The following is a 17,194-nucleotide window of genomic DNA, read 5'->3' as shown; positions in this document are numbered from 1 at the left end:
TCCATAGTGCTCCCGATCAAGGCCATCGGGAATCCCGTATACCGCTCTGACTGTCATCGCCTTCCGTGATGGCCTCGGCGTACAGTGGCCGCCATGTACGACCCCGCCCAGCTCCGGACGTTTCTCGCGGTGTCCCAGACCCTCAGCTTCACCCAGGCCGCCGACCGCCTCGGGGTGCGCCAGTCCACCGTGAGCCAGCAGGTGCGCAAGCTGGAGGCGGCCGTGGGGCGGCAACTCTTCGCCCGCGACACCCACGGGGTGGAGCTGACCGAGGACGGCGAGGCGATGCTGGGGTTCGCCCGCTCCATCCTGGAGGCGAACGAGCGTGCGGCGAGCTGGTTCCGGGGCACCCGGCTGCGCGGCCGGCTGCGCTTCGGCGCGTCGGAGGACTTCGTGGTGACGCGGCTGCCGGAGATCCTGGAGGGGTTCCGCCGCGATCACCCCGAGGTGGACCTGGAGCTCACCGTCGAGCTTTCGGGCACGCTGCACGAGCGGCTGGAGGCGGGCAAGCTGGATCTGGTGCTGGCCAAGCGGTCCGAGGACCGGCCGGGCGGGCAGCTGGTGTGGCGGGACCGGCTGGTGTGGATCGGCGCCGAGCGGCTGCGGCTGGATCCGGACCGTCCGCTCCCCCTGATCGTCTTCCCGCCACCCGGACTCACCCGGGCCCGCGCACTCGATGTGCTGGAGCGGCACGGCAGGTCATGGCGGATCGTGTGCACCAGTGGCAGTCTCAACGGCCTGGTCGCGGCGGCCCGCGCCGGGCTCGGGGTGATGGCCCACACCCATGGCCTGATTCCGCCGGGCCTGGCGCCGGTCCCCGAACGGGCCGGGCTGCCGGACCTCGGCCCGGTGGATTTCGTACTGCTGTACGGAAAGCGTCGGCAGGAGGGCGCCTCGCACACCGCCGCGGAGCGACTCGCCGCCGCGATCCTGGCGGGGCCTGTGCCACGATCGGAGAGATTTCGTGCAGAAGACCGTTACATATAAGCCACACACGCGGCGCATAGGACCAGACTCCACGCAATCCGCCCTCGTCGACGCCTGATTGATACCCTTTCACCTCACTGTCCGCCCGGCATTCCGTACGTTCCGGGCACAAAACACCTCTCCCGCATCGGGGGCCGGATCGGGTACGGTCGCGGCGCTGTGCCCAGCGGCTTCAAGGAGCAGGTATTGCGCGAGTTCACCGTCCCCCCGTTGGCGACGCCGCCTCAGGCCGGAGGACTGGCGGACGCCGTCTTCGACCATGCGGACTCCGACCCCCTCCGGGTTGCACTGGCGCGCAAAACGGCGGACGGCGGCTGGCAGAACGTGACCGCGGGCCAGTTCCGGGACGAGGTGATGGCTCTCGCCAAGGGCCTGCTGGCCCATGGCGTCCGATTCGGCGATCGCGTCGCCATCATGTGCCCCACCCGCTATGAGTGGACGCTCTTCGACTTCGCCCTGTGGACCATCGGCGCCCAGAGTGTCCCGCTGTACCCCACCTCCTCCGCCGAGCAGGTCTGCTGGATGCTGCATGACGCGGGGGTCTCCGCCTGTGTGGTGGAGCATGAGGACCATGCGATGACGGTCGGCTCGGTGGTCGGCCGGCTGCCGCATCTGAGGCAGCTGTGGCAGCTGGACGTGGGGGCGCTGGAGGAGCTGCTGGCGGCCGGGGAGTCCGTCGAGGACGATCTGGTGGAACGGCACCGGCTGGCCGTGACCCCCGAGCAGCCCGCGACCATCATCTACACCTCGGGCACCACCGGCCGCCCCAAGGGCTGTGTGATCACCCACGCCAATCTGATGGCGGAGTGCGACAACATCGTCGAGCGGTACGAGGAGGCCTTCCACTCCAAACGGGGCGACGAGGCCGCCACCCTGCTCTTCCTCCCGCTCGCCCATGTCTTCGGCCGGATGGTGGAGGTCGCCGCCATCCGCGGCAAGGTCAAGCTCGGTCACCAGCCCAAGCTCTCGGCAGCCGCGCTGCTGCCCGATCTGAAGACGTTCCGGCCGACCTTCATCCTCGCGGTGCCGTACATCTTCGAGAAGGTGTTCGCGGCGGCGCGCCGCAAGGCCGAGGCGGAGGGCAAGCTGGGGGTGTTCGACAAGGCCGTGGACGTGGCGGTGCGGTACGCGGAGGCGCAGGAGGCCAAGGCGTTCGGCACCGGGCCGGGGCCGGGCGCCGCGCTGCGGGTGCAGCACCAGTTCTTCGACAAGGCCGTCTACGGCAAGGTGCGCGCCGCGATGGGCGGCCGGGTGCGGCACGCGATGTCGGGCGGTTCGGGCATGGAGCGGCGGCTCGGCCTGTTCTTCGCGGGCGCGGGCGTCATCATCTACGAGGGCTACGGCCTCACCGAGTCCACCGCCGCCGCCACCGCCAACCCGCCCGAGCAGACCCGCTTCGGCACGGTCGGCGTGCCGATCCCCGGCACCACGGTGCATATCGCGGACGACGGGGAGGTGTGGGTGCGCGGCGGCCAGGTCTTCGACGGCTACCTCGGCGACCCCAAGGCGACCGACGCGGTGCTGCGCGACGGCTGGCTGGCCACCGGCGACCTGGGCACGCTGGACGACGAGGGCTATCTGACCATCACCGGGCGGAAGAAGGAGATCCTGGTGACCTCCGGGGGCAAGACCGTCTCCCCGGTGGGCCTGGAGGAGCGGGTGCGGGGGCATCCGCTGGTGGCCCAGTGCATCGTGGTGGGCAATGACCGCCCGTATGTCGCGGCGCTGGTCACCCTCGACCCGGAGGCGGTCGCGCACTGGCTGACGATGCGCGGCAAACCTGCGCTGCCGCCGGGCGAGCTGGTCCGGGACCCCGATCTGGAGACCGAGATCCGGCGTGCGGTGGTCGCGGCGAACACCACCGTTTCCCAGGCGGAGTCGATTCGCACCTTCCGGATACTTGCCGCGCAGTTCTCCGAGGAGCATGGTCTGCTGACGCCGTCGCTGAAATTGAAGCGAAAGGCCATCGAACAGGCGTACGCCGTCGAGGTCGAGGCGCTCTACAACACCTGAGCCGCGAAGGGGGCACGAAATGATCGATGTCATTCTCCCCGAACTTCCCGAACGCGAACTGGCCCTGCTCTCCGAGGAGACACCCCAGCCCAGCGGCCCGAGGCTGGCCGGGCGCGTGGTCCTGGGCGGGCCGGTGGCCTTACCGGTCACGGCCGACCTCGTCGGACCGGATCCGGAGCTGCTGGACTTCCTTCGTACCGAGGCGGACAACGCCGTCTACCACCTGGTGCATCTGTCGGTGACCTGCGCCCGGGACGCGCCGGACCCCGCCCTGCACTCGGTCAATCTCGATCTCAGCCTCACGGCCGAACCGGTGGGGCGGGGCACCACGGTCTTCCAGCCGGTGGCCTGGTCCATGACCCCGCGCCAGCTCACCGCCGAGGTGACGGCATCGGCCCCGGCGGCCCACCTCGGTCCGCGGCTCGGATTCCAGGACGGTGCGGACTCCGACTTCGGCGAGCGGGTCTGTCTGGAGGCGCGGCGTGAGCTGCGCTCCGATCCGGGCTGGGAGATCCGGCACACCTCCGCGGTGCGCATCGGCGGGACGTACCGGCTGGCCATGGTGGTGCGGGCACCGCGCGGGGCGGTGAGCCGGGCGGCGGTCGCGGTGGGCGCCACGGTGCGCGAGGGGCACACCCTGCACCGCTTCCGGGAGGAGCTCGAGGAACCGCTGCGCCTGGCCGCGCTTCAGTAGGGACGGAAGCGGGGGGCACAGAGCGGTACGAGCACAGGCGAGGAGCGACGGAACACGGTGGACGGCCAGGACGGGGACGGGCATCCGGCGCTGACGCCCGAGGAAACCGAGGAGTTGGCGCGGGTCTTCCCGCCCGGCCCGTCCACCGTGGCGCTGCTGCGCAGAGCGGGCTTCCCCGCCGAACACACACCGGCGGCCGCCACGACCGCCGGGGAGTTCTGGTCCGCGGTGGCCGGCGCGGTCGCCGCGGGCCGGGTCGCGGACGGCAGGCTGCGCGTTCTGGCCGCCGCCTGCGTCTCCTATCCGCACAACGAGGTGTTCCGCGCCGCCTTACGGGAGCGGCCGGGCGGGGGCGGGATCCGGCGGGTGCTGGTGACCGGCGCCGCTCCGGGCGGCCAGGAGTTAGCCGCGGTCCAGCGGGCGGCCCGTGGCGTCCTGACGGTGGACCGGTGCCCCGCCGCGGCCGCCACCGATCTGCGGCGGATCCTCACCGTACGCCCGGATGTGCTGCATCTGGTCTGCCGCCGTGAGGGGCGCACGCTGGTCTTCGAGGACGGCGACGGGCGGGCGCATCACACACCGGCCGCACGCCTGGCCGAGCTGCTGACCGCCTACCGCCGGCTGACCGGCGCCCCGCTGCCCGGTGTGGTGCTCGGCTGCCCCGAGGGCGCGCCGCTGGCCGCGCTCTTCGACGGGGCGGCCGAGGTGGTGGTCGCCCACCGCGGACCGCTGGACGGCGCGGCGTCGGCGGCCTTCGCGGGCGGGCTCTACGGCCTGCTGGGCGAGGCGCCCACGCTGGAGCGGGCGGCGCGGCGGGCGGCGGAACGCCTCGGGCGGGACGGGGACGGCGTGGTGATCCTGCGCGGGCGACCCTGGTGAACGGGAATGACGGCAGGCCGTTGATCGTTGTATGGGTTGAAGCACGTAATCCATAATCCGACGTAAGGATCGACTGCTCGTGAGCAAGGTCCCCTTCATCACGCTCAACAACGGCGTACGGATGCCACAGCTCGGCTTCGGTGTCTGGCAGGTCCCGGACGACGAGGCGCAGGTCGCGGTGCGCAACGCACTGGACGCCGGGTACCGCAGCATCGACACGGCCGCGATATACGGGAACGAGGAGGGCACGGGGAAGGGGCTCGCCGCGTCGGGCGTCGCGCGCGACGAGCTGTTCGTCACCACCAAGCTCCAGAATGCCGACCAGGGGTACGACTCGACCCTGCGCGCCTTCGACGCCTCGCTGACCCGGCTGGGCCTGGAGTATGTGGATCTCTACCTGATCCACTGGCCGCTGCCCGGGGTCGACAAGTACGTGGACACCTGGAAGGCGTTCGAGAAGATCTACTCCGAGGGCCGCGCCAAGGCCATCGGCCTGTCCAACTTCCACTCCGCCCACACCCAGCGGCTGCTCTCCGAGACCTCGATCGTCCCGGTGATCGACCAGATCGAGCTGCACCCGCAGCTGCCGCAGGCGGAGCTGCGCGCCTTCAACGCCCGCCACGACATCGCCACCGAGGCGTGGTCCCCGCTCGGCCAGGGCAAGGGCCTGCTGGCGGACCCGAAGCTGGCGGAGATCGCCGAGAAGCACGGGAAGACCCCCGCCCAGGTGGTGCTGCGCTGGCATCTGGACCTCGGCAATGTGGTGATCCCCAAGTCCGTGACCCCGTCGCGGATCAAGGAGAACATCGACGTCTTCGACTTCCAGCTGGACTCCGAGGACCTGGCGGCGATCGACTCCCTCGAGACCGGCAACCGTCTGGGCTTCGACCCCGAGACCTTCAACGGCTGAGCCCGGTACCTTCGACGGCCGAGACCTTCAACGGCTGAGACCTTCACGGCTGAGACCTTCAACAGCCGAGCCCGAGCGCTCCACCGGCTCCACCGGCTCCGCCGTTCCGCCCCGCCGCGCCCCGCGCGGCGGGGCGGACCCGTATCCGCCGCCACTCACCGTCCTGGCATATCCCGGGCGCATGACCCCCGCGCGGGGCAGATGCGGCCCACCGAGCGAGGCACGTCCCCGGCAATTACGCTTGGCGCCCAGATGGGCACGCAGCGTGACCACTTCCCTAGCCGAGGAGACCGAAGATGTCCCGCAGACGCCGTCACGGCCTTGAGCTGGCCGCCGGTTGCACCGTCGCGATAGCCGCCCTCTTCCTGGGGAGCGGCATACCCGCGGTGGCCGATCCCGGTGAACCCTCCCCCCGCCCCCGGAGGGAGGTGCCCCCCGAGATGCTGGCCTCGATGCAGCGCGATCTGGGCCTGACGGCCGATGAGGCGCGGATGCGGATATCCAACGAGTACCGGGCCGGAGAGGCCGAACCGGGGCTGCGCAAGAGCCTGGGCAGCTCCTACGGCGGCGCGTGGGTGTCCGGCAACACCGCCGAACTCACCGTGGCCACCACCGACGAGGGGCAGAGCGCCACCATCACGGCCGGCGGCGCCAGGGCCGCCGTCGTCAAGCACAGCCTCAAGGCCCTCGTCGACGCCAAGCAGGCCCTGGACCGTGCCGCCTCCGAGCGCCCCCCGGCCGCCGATGTCGCCTCCGCCTGGTACGTGGACGTCAAGACCAACGGCGTCGTGGTGCAGTCGGCCGAGCCCACCGAGGCGGCCGCCTTCGTCGCCGCGAGCGGTGCGGACCGCGAGGTGGTACGGGTCGTGGAGTCGGCCGAGCGGCCGAGCCCGCTGTACGACCTGCGCGGCGGCGAGGCGTTCTACATCAACGACGCCGCCCGCTGCTCGATCGGCTTCTCGGTGGCCAAGGCCGAGCAGAACGGCTTCGTCACCGCCGGCCACTGCGGCAGCCAGGGCGACACCACCGCCGGCTTCAACCGGGTGGCGCAGGGCACCTTCCAGGGCTCCAGCTTCCCCGGCAACGACTACGCATGGGTGGCCACCAACGCCGACTGGGCCCCGCAGCCGTGGGTGATCGGCCCCCAGGGCACCAACGTCACCGTCACCGGCTCCCAAGAAGCGCCGGTGGGCTCGTCCGTCTGCCGCTCCGGCTCGACGACCGGCTGGCACTGCGGCACCATCCAGCAGCACGACACCAGCGTGCAGTACCCCCAGGGCACGATCCGGGGGGTCACCCGCACCAATGTCTGCGCCGAGCCGGGCGACTCCGGCGGCTCGTTCATCTCGGGCAGCGAGGCGCAGGGCGTCACCTCCGGCGGCTCCGGCAACTGCACCGTCGGCGGCACGACGTACTACCAGCCGGTGAACCCGATCCTGACGACCTACGGGCTCACCCTCACCACCGGCTGACGCCGGGCGCCGAGGCCGCCGCGGTCGAACGGACCGCGGCGGCCTCACGCATGTCCGGTACACCTTGATGTGACCGGCACACCTCGGCGTCCACCGGCACGCCTTGATGTGTTCGGAGCACCTTGACCAATCCGCACCCGTCCGGGCGACGAATGAGGTACGACACCTCCGTGTGCGCCGCATCGTTCCCGGAAGGACGGCCCGTGAGAGAACCCGTGTACATCGGCGGACCCGCCGCGCGCGGACCGGACCTCGAAGAGTTGCTCCAGATGGTGGCCCGGGGGGACCAGAACGCGTTCGGAGCCCTCTACGACGCCGTCAGCGGGCCGGTCCTCGGGCTGACGCGCAGTCTGCTGCGCGACCCGGCCCAGGCCGAGGAGGTCACACAGGAGGTCCTGGTCGAGGTGTGGCGGTCCGCGGCGCGGTTCGAACCGGGCCGGGGCAGCGCCATGTCCTGGATCATGACGGTGGCGCACCGGCGCGCCGTGGACCGGGTGCGCTCGGCGCAGGCCGCCTCCGACCGCGAGGAGCGCGCCGCGCTGCTGTCCCGCACCCCGGCGTTCGACGAGGTGACCGAGCAGGTGGAGGCCAGGCTGGAGCGCGAGCAGGTGCGCCGGTGCATGCGGACGCTGACCGAGCTGCAGCGGCAGTCGGTGACGCTCGCCTACTACCGGGGCCGCTCCTACCGTGAGGTGGCGGAGCTGCTGTCGCTGCCGCTCGGGACCGTGAAGACCAGACTCCGGGACGGGCTCATCCGGCTCCGGGACTGCATGGGGGTCGGCGCATGACCAGAGCGGATCTGCACACCTTGACCGGGGCGTACTCGGTGAACGCCCTGTCGGGTCGGGAGTTGACCGAGTTCGAGCGGCATCTGGCGGTCTGTGACGCCTGCCGTCAGGAGGTACGGGAGCTGCGGGAGACCGCCGCCAAGCTGGCGGTGGCCACGTCCCTGACCCCGCCCCCGACGATGAAGGACGATGTGCTGCGGCGGATCGCCACCGTCCGCCAGGAGCCGCCGCGGGTGGCGGCGCGGGAGGCCCGGGAGTCCCACGCGGGCCCCCGGCGGCGCACCGGGCGGCGGGCGATGAACTTCGCGCTGGCGGCCTGCGTCGCCGCGGCCGCCGTGTGCGGCGGGGTCGCGATGTGGCAGTACCGGCAGGCGTCCGACGCCCGAGACACGGCCCGCCGCTCCGAGCAGCGGGTGGCCCAGGCGGAGGAGCTGACCCAGGTGCTGGCCGCGCCCGACGCGCACAGCCGCAGCGGCCGGATGACGGACGGCTCGACGGGCACGGTGGTGGTCTCGCGCGGGCTGAACAAGGCGGTGTTCCTCGCCTCCGGGCTGCCCGAACCGCCCGCCGGGCGGATCTACCAGCTGTGGTTCAGCGACGGCGGCACGATGCGCCCCGCCGGTCTGGTGGACTCCTCGGGCCGGAGCACGGCGGCGGTCATGAGCGGCGCGGTCGGGAAGGCGTCGGCCATGGGGGTGACGGTCGAGCCCGCCGGAGGGTCGAAGGCCCCGACGAGCGATCCGCTGGTCCTGTTGACGTTCCCCTCGGCGTGAGCGGACGACACCGGGCGTTGTCAGGCGTTATCGGATGACATCGGGCGTCATCGGGTGACATGGGGCGCCGAGCCGCCGGTCCACGGGGCCTGGTGGGGTAAGGGAGAGGGATGAGCACGTCCCTCTCCGTCTTCACCTCCGATCTGCGGCTGTCCGACAACCCCGTGCTGCGCGGCGCGCTGCGCTCCGCCGAGCGGGTCGTGCCGCTGTTCGTCGTGGACCGTGGCCTGGCCGGGACGGGGTTCGCGGTCCCCAACCGGGTGGCGTTCCTCGCGGACGCGCTGGCCGATCTCGACGCGGGGCTGCGCGAGCGCGGCGGGCGGCTGGTGGTCCGCCGGGGGGACGCGGTGGCGGAGATCCTGCGGGCGGCGCGGCAGGCGGACGCGGACGAGGTGCACATCGCGGGCAGGGTGAGCGGCTACGCCACCCGCCGCGAGCGGCGGCTGCGCGAGGCGCTGGGGGCGGACGGACGGCGGCTGCGGGTGCACGGCGCGGTGGTGACGGCGGTTGAGCCGGGCGAGGTGACCCCGGCGGGCAAGGACCACTTCGCGGTCTTCACCCCGTACTTCCGCGCCTGGCGGCGGGCCGGGGTGCGGAAGCCGCTGAGCGCACCGCGCACGGTGAGCGTGCCGTCCGGGCCGCGCTCGGAGCCGGTGGCGGCGGTCGCCTCGCTCGCCTCCGGCAGCCCCTCCCCCGGGCTGCCCGAGGGCGGGGAGACGGCGGGCCGCCGCCGCATGCGCTCCTGGTGGCGGTCGGGCTTGAGGAGCTACGCCGACCGGCAGGACGATCTGGCGGGCGACGCCACCTCCCGGCTCTCCCCGTATCTGCACTTCGGCTGTCTGTCACCGGTGGAGCTGGTGCACCGGGCGCGGGAGGCGGGCGGCGCGGGCGCCGACGCCTTCGTACGGCAGCTGGCCTGGCGGGACTTCCACCACCAGGTGCTGGCCGCCCGGCCGGACGCCTCGTACGCCGACTACCGGCCGCGGGGCGACCGGTGGCGCGAGGACGCGGCCGAGGTCGCGGCCTGGAAGGCGGGGCGCACCGGCTATCCGCTGGTGGACGCGGGGATGCGGCAGCTGCGCCACGAGGGCTGGATGCACAACCGGGCGCGGCTGCTGGTGGCGAGCTTCCTCACCAAGACGCTCTACCAGGACTGGCGGATCGGCGCCCGGTACTTCCTGGAGCTGCTGGTGGACGGGGACGTGGCCAACAACCAGCTGAACTGGCAGTGGGCGGCGGGCACCGGCACCGACACCCGCCCGAACCGGGTCCTCAATCCGCTGGCGCAGGCCCGGCGGTTCGACCCGGACGGCGCGTATGTGCGGCGCTGGGTGCCGGAGCTGGCCGGGGTGACCGGCTCCGGCGTCCATACGCCCTGGCGGCTGCCGGAGGCCGAGCGGGACCGGCTGGACTACCCGGATCCGATCGTGGACCTCCAGGAGGGGCTGGCCCGCTTCCGGCACGCCCGGGGGTGACCTCGGGACCGTCGGCCGGTCTACGGGGTGTCCGACGGACCACGCGGGGCTCCGCCCCAGACCCCGGGGTCCAGGGGCGAAGCCCCTGCCACGCGGCGGAGCCGCATATCGAGGCTGCGGGAAGGGGCGGGGAGGGGGAAGCACCGATATGCGGCTCCGCCGCGTGGCCCGCCGCAGGCGCCAAGATCCGCCGGACACCCCTTAGTCGGCGCGGGCGCCGTGCCGCGGGGCGATCTCCTCGATCCGGCCGGCCAGCTCGAAGTCGAGCGCGGTCACCTTGCCGCCGACGCTGTGGGTGTTCACCGTGACGCCCACCTTGTTGTAGCCGAGGTTGAGGTCGGAGTGGTGGTCGAGCTCCTCCTGGATGGTGGCGATCTCCGCCACCAGCCCGGCCGCCTGTGGATGGCCCTTGAAGACATACGTCCGGGAAAGCCGGTCGTCCGCGAACGACCAGCCGGGAAGCTGCTCCAGACGTCGCTGGATCTCCTGGTCGGTGAGCGGCTCGACTGCCATGACACATCCCTTCGTCGCGGGTGACCGGTGGCCCTGCGCGGGTGACCGGTGGCCCTTCCACCCTGCCATGGCCCCCGCCCGGCGTCGGCTACCTTCGGGTCATGACGACTGCCGCGCCGCCCCGGGTGGGCACACTGCTGCGCGAGTGGCGGGACCGCCGCCGGATCAGCCAGCTGGAGCTCGCGCTGCGCGCCGACTCCTCGGCCCGCCACATCAGCTTCATCGAGACCGGCCGGTCGCGGCCCAGCCAGGAGATGGTGCTCCGGCTCGCCGACCACCTCGACGTCCCCGTCCGCGAGCGCAACGCCCTGCTGATCGCCGCCGGTTACGCCCCGCACTATCCGGAGCGGTCGGTGGACGACCCGTCGATGAGCGCCCTGCGCGACTCCCTGGAGCGGCTGCTGACCGGCTATGAGCCGTATCCGGCGCTCGTGGTGGACGGCACCTATGAGGTGCTGGCGGCCAACCGGGGCATCGCGGCGCTCCTGGAGGGGGTGGCGGAGCATCTGCTGCGGCCCCCGCTGAACGCGATGCGCCTCACCCTCCACCCCGAGGGGCTCGCCCCGCGCATCCGCAACCTCCGCGAATGGCGTGGCCATCTGCTGGACCAGATGGACCGGCAGCTGGCGCTGATGCGCTCCTCGCCGCTGCGTGCGCTGTACGACGAGGTGGCGGCCTATCCGCTGGCCGAGACCGGCGGCCGGGAGACGGCGACCGCCGGTGACACCCCGCCCTTCGCGCTGCCGATGATGATCGAGCACGGCGGGCGGGTGCTGTCGTTCATCTCGACGATCGCGACCTTCAACACCCCCATGGACGTCACGGTCTCCGAGCTGGCCATCGAGACCTTCCTCCCGGCCGACCCGGAGACCGCCGCCGCCCTGGGCCGGTTCAGCCGGCCGTAGGGACGCGGTTTCAGCCGGTCGTGGGAACCCGGTTTCAGCCGGTCGTGGGGACCCGGTCCAGGAAGCCGAGGACGGAGCGGATCCGGCCGTCCTCGGCCAGGGTGATCACATCGGTCGCGGCGACCGGGGCGGAGCCGTCGGCCGTGGAGACCAGCTCCCAGGTGAAGCGGGCCATGTCGTGATGGCCGTCCACGGCGCCGGTGAGCCGGAACTCATGGCCGGGGAACTGCTCCCGGGCCCCGGCGATGACGGCGGCCAGCTGCTCATGGCCGCGGGCCTCCGCCAGCGGGTCGGTGTAGCCGCCGTCCTCGGTCCAGGCGGCGGCCACGGCCTTGGCGATGGCCTCGGGGCCGGTGGCGTTCCACGCCTCGAAGTAGCGGGCGACGGCGGTGTCGTACTGCGTCATCTGGTCACTCCTCCATGAAATCCCCTGGTGGGAACGGATCCCGGACCGGAGGGCGCCGGCCCGGAACCCGATGCCTCAACCCTGCCGCCGCCGCGTGCGGGGGTCGATTACCGCCGAGGTAATGGGGGCGGGATGACTCAGGACCGCTGGGACTCCACGAGCGCGATGGCCTCCTCCTTGGTGGCCACGGCGGGCGGCGAGCCCTCCAGCGGCTTACGGGCCGTCTCCTTCATCACCGCCGCGGCGATGATGCCGACGACCGCCGCGAGCATCGTGTAGTAGGCGGGCATCAGATCGTCCCCGGTGCCGCTGATCAGGCCCTCGGTCACCAGCGGCGTGGTGCCGCCGAAGAGCGAGACGGAGATGTTGAAGGCGATGGAGAGCGAGCCATAGCGCACATTCGTCGGGAAGAGCGCGGGCAGCGAGGCGGACATCACGCTCACATACGGCAGCAGACACAGCCCCAGGAGCAGCAGCCCGGCGAAGACCGGGACGATCCCGCCCTGCTTGATGAGCAGGAAGGAGGGCACGGCGAGCACCAGGAAGCCGACCGAACCGGCCATCAGCACGGGCTTGCGGCCGACGCGGTCGGAGAACCGGCCGACGAAGGTGATGGCCGCCATCAGCACCACCATCACGATGATGATCGAGACCAGGGCGCTGGTACTGCTGTAGTGGAGGGTGTCCGACAGATACGTCGGCATGTAGGACAGCAGCATGTAGTCGGTGATGTTGTACGCGGCGACCAGCGCGATGCACAGCGCCATCGCACGCCACTGGGTGCGGAACACCTGCCAGAACGGCAGGCTTTCGCGCTCGGACGCGTTGGTGGAGCCCTCTTCCTCCAGCTTCTGGAACGCGGGGGTGTCATCCAGCTTCAGCCGCAGATACAGACCGACAAGACCGATCGGCGCGGCGACCAGGAACGGAATGCGCCAGCCCCAGGAATCCATCGAGGAGTCGGCGAGCGTCACGGTCAGGATGGTCACCAGTCCGGCCGCCGAGGTATAGCCGATCAGCGTGCCGAACTCCAGAAAGCTGCCGAAGTAGCCACGGCGCTTGTCCGGCGCGTATTCGGCGATGAAGGTCGAGGCGCCGCCATATTCCCCGCCGGTGGAGAAACCCTGGAGCATACGGAACAGGATGAGCAGCGCGGGCGACCAGAAGCCGATGGCGGCATAGCCGGGGATGAGTCCGATGGCGAGCGTGCTGGACGCCATCATGATCATGGTGAAGGACAGCACCTTCTTACGGCCGATCCGGTCACCCAGCGGCCCGAAGAACAAACCTCCCACCGGACGGACCAGAAACGCCACCGCGAAAGTCGCCAGGGAGGAGAGCACCTGCGCCGTGCCATTGCCGGACGGGAAGAACACTTTGCCGATGGTGACCGCGAGATAGCTGTAGATCCCGAAGTCGAACCATTCCATGGCGTTTCCCAGCGCGGCGGCCTTCACCGCTTTCCGGACGGTCCTCTCCTCGGTGACCGTGATGTCGCTCCGACGCAGTGGAGGGTTCTTGCGTCGCTGGACGGCACGCCAGAGCAGGCGGTGCCGGGAGGGCGCGGACACGGAGGCTTCGACATCGGATTGGACAGGCACAAGCAACTCTTTTCAGTGGACAGGCTTGTTGCGCATACCCGGCGATCGCCGTGGCATGCCCGGCGTGTCGCAGACCATCCAAGACGAGGGCCCCGGCGCTCAAGGAACGTTCGACCCCGACCCGAGCCGAGGCAGGCATCTTCAGGGAAAACCCGGCGGGTTGCTTTACCGATTCTTGGCCTTCGCCAGACCTATCCACCCAATCGCACAACCCGTCACACAGCGCCGAAAGGCGCCGAACTCAAGGGGACATCATGCTCTACGGCAATGCCCTCCGAAAGTCCGTCAGTTCCTCCCCCACCACTCCCCTCATCGGCATCTACGACATGTACTCGGCGTCCATCGCCGCACAGCACTACAACGGCTTCTTCGTATCCGGTTTCGGGTTCGCCGCATCGCATTACGGGCTCCCCGATATCGGCTTCATCGCCTGGCCCGACATGCTCGCCTTCGTGGAGCGGCTGCGGCTGGCCTTCCCCGAACACCATCTGCTCGTGGACATCGACGACGGCTATGTGGACCCCGAGGTCGCCTGCCATGTGGTGCAGCGGCTGGAGCGCACCGGGGCCTCCGGGGTGATCCTGGAGGACCAGCGGCGCCCGCGCCGCTGCGGCCACGCCGACGGCAAGCTGATCCTGCCGCTCGAGGAGTACCTCGAGAAGCTGCAGCTGGTGCTGAGCAGCAGGACGGACCTGGTGGTGGTGGCGCGTACGGACGCCACCGAGGAGTCCGAGATCCTGCGGCGGGCGGCCGCGCTGGCGGAGACCGACGCGGATGTCGTCCTCGTCGACGGGGTGCGCAGCGTGGAGTGGATCCGCAAGGTCCGTAAGGTCATCGGCGACAAGCCGCTGCTGTTCAATCAGATCGCCGGCGGGAAGTCGCCGAGGCTCTCCCTGTCTGAGCTGTCCGAACTCGGGGTGGACGTCGCCATCTACAGCACTCCGTGCCTGTTCGCCGCCCATGGCGCGATCGACGGTGCGCTGAGCGATCTCAAGACGGCGGACGGGCGACTGCCGGACAACCGTAAGACCGGGGCCATCGGGGTCAAGGGCGCCACGGAGCTGCTGGAGAGGAACATCAGCAGGCACCACGGGGACCGTCAGCCCGCCAGGGTCGGATGACGAGGGCCACGCGCATGCCCTCGGCCTTCCTCGGGCCCGGCCCCGGCCGGCGCCGTAAGCCCCGCAAGGACATCCTTGCGATCCGTCCGTCCACGGCGGGGCTCCTCCTCGCGGCCACCGCGAGCGTGCTGTGTGCGGGCCCCGCGGCCCCCGCCAGGGCGACGCCGCCGCCCGCGGGCACCCCGCACGACGAGGACCGCGAACCGGAGGACTCCGCACCGGTCTCCGACCAGCACAACGGCCTCGTGGTCATCGACAACTCCGGCGCCGACTCCTGGCTTGAGGTCGACCGGACCCTCAACACCCTGCTGCTGAGCCGTGGCACGGCGGGCAGCGACCACGACGGGGGCGGCGGCGCCATCGATGTCGTGGCACGCGGCATCCCCGGCGCGGATCGGGTGCTGCCGCAGATCGGCCATCCGCCGTGGCAGGCCGGAGGCGGTGATTGATGTGAGATGGAGGTCCTGGCCGCTGTCATGGCCGGGCCGGCTCGGGAGGGCGGTGGACCCCTATGTCGCCGCCCTCCTCGGGACGGTCGCGCTGGCGGCGCTACTGCCCGCGAGCGGGGCGGCGGCCACGGCCGTCGGCGACGCCGCGGACATCGCGATCGGGCTGCTCTTCTTCCTCTACGGTTCGCGGCTGTCCACCCGGGAGGCGCTGAACGGGCTGCGGCAGTGGCGGCTGCACCTGGTGGTGGGCGGGAGCACCTTCGTACTCTTCCCGCTGCTGGGGCTGGCCGCGGGCGGCCTCGCCCCGTTCCTCCTCACCGATCAGCTCTACACCGGTCTGCTCTTCCTGTGTGTGGTGCCCTCGACCGTCCAGTCCTCGGTCGCCCTCACCTCCACCGCCCGGGGCAATGTCCCGGCCGCGATCTGCGCGGGGACGTACTCCAGCCTGCTCGGCATGATCGTCACCCCGCTGCTCGCGGCGTGGCTGATCGGCTCGGACGTCCGCTTCTCGGCCGATGGGCTGCTGGCCATCGCCACCCAGCTGCTGCTCCCCTTCCTCGCCGGGCAGGCGCTGCGCCGCTGGACCGCGCCGTTCATCGGCCGCCACAAGAAGGTGCTCGCCCTGCTGGACCGGGGTTCGATCCTGCTCGTGGTCTATACGGCGTTCAGCCGGGGCATGACGGAGGGCATCTGGAACCAGATCACCCCGGCCCGGCTGCTCGCGCTGCTGGGGCTGGCCGCGGCCCTGCTGGGGCTGGCCCTCACCACAACGTCGTTCGCCGCGCGGCGGCTGGGCTTCCGCCGGGAGGACCGCGTCACCATCGTCTTCTGCGGCTCCAACAAGTCCCTGGCCACGGGGCTGCCCATGGCCGCGGTGCTGTTCGGGGACGCGGCCGGACCGGTGATCCTGCCGCTGATGCTCTTCCATCAGCTGCAGCTGATGGTGTGCGCGATCATCGCGGGCCGGTGGTCCCGGCGGGTGCCTGAGGCCGCCTCCGCACAGGGGGAGCGCGTCCAGATCACGGAGGCGAGGGGGTAGACCGGGGAGCGGGCGGCGGCTCGGCCGTGGCGGCTCGGGTGCAGCGGGCGATCACCACGATGGCGGCGTCGTCGTTGACACCACCGCCGGTGTGCCGGAGCAGATCGGCGTGGAGATGGTCCACCAGCGACTGCGGGCTGCCGCCCCTCCAGGCCGCGAGCCGTTCCGGGAGCGGATAGAAGGCGCCGCTCTCGCTCCGGGCCTCGACGACGCCGTCGGTGTGCAGCACCAGAAGGTCGCCGTACTCGAAGCGGAACGTCTCGACCTGGTAGTCCCCCTCCTTCGGCTCCTCAAGGCCCAGCGGCACCGCGGGCTCGTCCACCTCCAGCGTGGCGATCGCGCCCTTGTGGAGCAGGAGTGGTGGGGGGTGGCCGCAGTTCACCATCCCCGCCACCGAGCCGTCGTCGTAGACGTCGAGCACCACGGCGGTCACGAAGGACTCCAGGAAATACCGCTCCTCACCTCCGACGTGGCGCCAGTTCCAGCACATGGCGTTGCCCAGGTGGGCGGCGATGCCCGGCAGCGAGAGATTGCGGTAGGCGGCCCCCTGGAAGGCCCCGATCAGCACGGCGGCGTCACCGATCGCGGCCAGCCCCTTTCCCCGTACGTCCCCGATGACCAGCCGGGTCGCGTCCTGGGTGCGGACGGCCGCGTACAGATCACCGCCGATCTGCGCCTCCTCATCGGCCGCGAGATACAGCGAGGCGATCCTCAGCTCCCCGATCCGTTCGGGCAGCGGCCGCAGCAGGACCTCCTGCGCGGCCACGGCCACGGAGCGCACCTGGCTCAGTCGGCGCCGGTGCCGGTCGGTGGCGTAGCGGAAGCTGGTCACCAGTCCCGAGATCACGATCAGGGCGACGATCTGCGCCTGGTGGTTGGCGGTCGTCAGACCGCCGTGGAACACACCGATGATGATCTGAGCCCCCACGGCGAGGGCTCCGATCACGGCTGTTCCACCCGCACCCGCGAAGGACGCGGTGATCGCGGGTGCCGCGATCAGAAAGGGGCCGAGGTGGACGGTCGGCGGCGAGTTGAGGTCGATCACCGTGACCGCCAGGATGAGCACGAGCGGGACGGCGAACAGCGCCCTGCTCGACCGCGTTTCCCCACCGATGCGGGTGAGGTCGGGCGAAACGCGCATACCTCCTGCTTACACCTGATAAGGGCGC

At 71.3% G+C, this 17,194-nt stretch carries 17 protein-coding genes; 13 read left to right on the top strand and 4 right to left on the bottom strand.

Translation table 11 applies throughout. The annotated features are described in order from the left end of the window. The first annotated feature begins 93 nt into the window (after positions 1–93). The 9 genes from J2Z30_RS10730 to J2Z30_RS10690 all read left to right on the top strand — a co-directional run bounded on the left by J2Z30_RS10730 (position 94) and on the right by J2Z30_RS10690 (position 9,991). Complete coding sequence (locus tag J2Z30_RS10730; RefSeq protein WP_044568955.1) at positions 94–987, top strand: LysR substrate-binding domain-containing protein; 894 nt, start codon at positions 94–96, stop codon at positions 985–987. A gap of 186 nt (positions 988–1,173) precedes the next feature. Next, positions 1,174–3,000 (top strand): AMP-dependent synthetase/ligase, encoded by a 1,827-nt coding sequence (locus J2Z30_RS10725; protein WP_107073264.1) that lies wholly within the window; start codon positions 1,174–1,176, stop codon positions 2,998–3,000. 19 nt (positions 3,001–3,019) lie between these two features. Further along, on the top strand, positions 3,020–3,694 hold the full coding sequence (locus J2Z30_RS10720) for a hypothetical protein (RefSeq protein WP_044568957.1): 675 nt from the start codon (positions 3,020–3,022) through the stop codon (positions 3,692–3,694). Positions 3,695–3,751: 57 nt separating this feature from the next. Continuing rightward, the gene (locus tag J2Z30_RS10715) at positions 3,752–4,573 is read left to right on the top strand and encodes an effector-associated domain EAD1-containing protein (RefSeq protein ID WP_044568958.1); all 822 of its coding nucleotides are present in this window, start codon (positions 3,752–3,754) and stop codon (positions 4,571–4,573) included. 79 nt (positions 4,574–4,652) lie between these two features. Beyond that, entirely contained in the window at positions 4,653–5,483 is an 831-nt protein-coding gene (locus J2Z30_RS10710) for an aldo/keto reductase (protein WP_044568959.1), read from the top strand. 296 nt (positions 5,484–5,779) lie between these two features. Beyond that, positions 5,780–6,955, top strand: coding sequence for a S1 family peptidase (locus J2Z30_RS10705; RefSeq protein WP_044568961.1), 1,176 nt, complete (start codon positions 5,780–5,782; stop codon positions 6,953–6,955). Positions 6,956–7,158: 203 nt separating this feature from the next. Beyond that, complete coding sequence (locus tag J2Z30_RS10700; protein ID WP_044568962.1) at positions 7,159–7,743, top strand: sigma-70 family RNA polymerase sigma factor; 585 nt, start codon at positions 7,159–7,161, stop codon at positions 7,741–7,743. Then, entirely contained in the window at positions 7,740–8,516 is a 777-nt protein-coding gene (locus J2Z30_RS10695; protein WP_044568963.1) for an anti-sigma factor, read from the top strand. The genes J2Z30_RS10700 and J2Z30_RS10695 overlap by 4 nt, the downstream gene beginning before the upstream one ends. A 110-nt stretch (positions 8,517–8,626) precedes the next feature. After that, entirely contained in the window at positions 8,627–9,991 is a 1,365-nt protein-coding gene (locus tag J2Z30_RS10690; protein ID WP_044568965.1) for a cryptochrome/photolyase family protein, read from the top strand. A gap of 201 nt (positions 9,992–10,192) precedes the next feature. Here the strand turns inward: J2Z30_RS10690 and J2Z30_RS10685 are convergent, their stop codons facing one another. Beyond that, a complete protein-coding gene (locus J2Z30_RS10685; protein WP_044568966.1) occupies positions 10,193–10,504 on the bottom strand; it encodes a 4a-hydroxytetrahydrobiopterin dehydratase in 312 nt (103 codons plus the stop codon). A gap of 101 nt (positions 10,505–10,605) precedes the next feature. Between J2Z30_RS10685 and J2Z30_RS10680 the strand changes: the two genes are divergently transcribed. Further along, complete coding sequence (locus J2Z30_RS10680; RefSeq protein WP_044581217.1) at positions 10,606–11,409, top strand: helix-turn-helix domain-containing protein; 804 nt, start codon at positions 10,606–10,608, stop codon at positions 11,407–11,409. A 34-nt stretch (positions 11,410–11,443) separates the two neighbouring features. On the opposite strand, the gene J2Z30_RS10675 is transcribed toward J2Z30_RS10680, so the two are convergent. Together J2Z30_RS10675 and proP are read right to left on the bottom strand one after the other, a co-directional pair. Continuing rightward, the gene (locus tag J2Z30_RS10675; RefSeq protein WP_044568967.1) at positions 11,444–11,815 is read right to left on the bottom strand and encodes a nuclear transport factor 2 family protein; all 372 of its coding nucleotides are present in this window, start codon (positions 11,813–11,815) and stop codon (positions 11,444–11,446) included. A gap of 137 nt (positions 11,816–11,952) precedes the next feature. Then, positions 11,953–13,416: a glycine betaine/L-proline transporter ProP gene (gene proP, locus J2Z30_RS10670; RefSeq protein WP_044568968.1), complete on the bottom strand. Its 1,464-nt coding sequence runs from the start codon at positions 13,414–13,416 to the stop codon at positions 11,953–11,955. Positions 13,417–13,670: 254 nt separating this feature from the next. Between proP and J2Z30_RS10665 the strand changes: the two genes are divergently transcribed. From J2Z30_RS10665 to J2Z30_RS10655, 3 genes are read left to right on the top strand one after another with little or no spacing between them, the layout of a single operon-like run. Continuing rightward, a complete protein-coding gene (locus J2Z30_RS10665) occupies positions 13,671–14,537 on the top strand; it encodes an isocitrate lyase/PEP mutase family protein (protein WP_044568970.1) in 867 nt (288 codons plus the stop codon). Positions 14,538–14,551: 14 nt separating this feature from the next. Next, on the top strand, positions 14,552–14,986 hold the full coding sequence (locus tag J2Z30_RS10660) for a hypothetical protein (protein WP_044568971.1): 435 nt from the start codon (positions 14,552–14,554) through the stop codon (positions 14,984–14,986). A gap of 52 nt (positions 14,987–15,038) precedes the next feature. After that, complete coding sequence (locus J2Z30_RS10655; RefSeq protein WP_372453258.1) at positions 15,039–16,025, top strand: bile acid:sodium symporter family protein; 987 nt, start codon at positions 15,039–15,041, stop codon at positions 16,023–16,025. Here the strand turns inward: J2Z30_RS10655 and J2Z30_RS10650 are convergent. Beyond that, the gene (locus tag J2Z30_RS10650; RefSeq protein WP_044568972.1) at positions 16,006–17,166 is read right to left on the bottom strand and encodes a PP2C family protein-serine/threonine phosphatase; all 1,161 of its coding nucleotides are present in this window, start codon (positions 17,164–17,166) and stop codon (positions 16,006–16,008) included. The genes J2Z30_RS10655 and J2Z30_RS10650 overlap by 20 nt on opposite strands. Positions 17,167–17,194: the final 28 nt, after the last annotated feature.

This window comes from Streptomyces iranensis, from assembly GCF_017874715.1.
GTDB classification, from domain to species: Bacteria; Actinomycetota; Actinomycetes; order Streptomycetales; family Streptomycetaceae; genus Streptomyces; species Streptomyces iranensis.
Note: the sequence above shows the minus strand (reverse complement) of the source record. Positions and strands in the feature narration are given on the sequence as shown.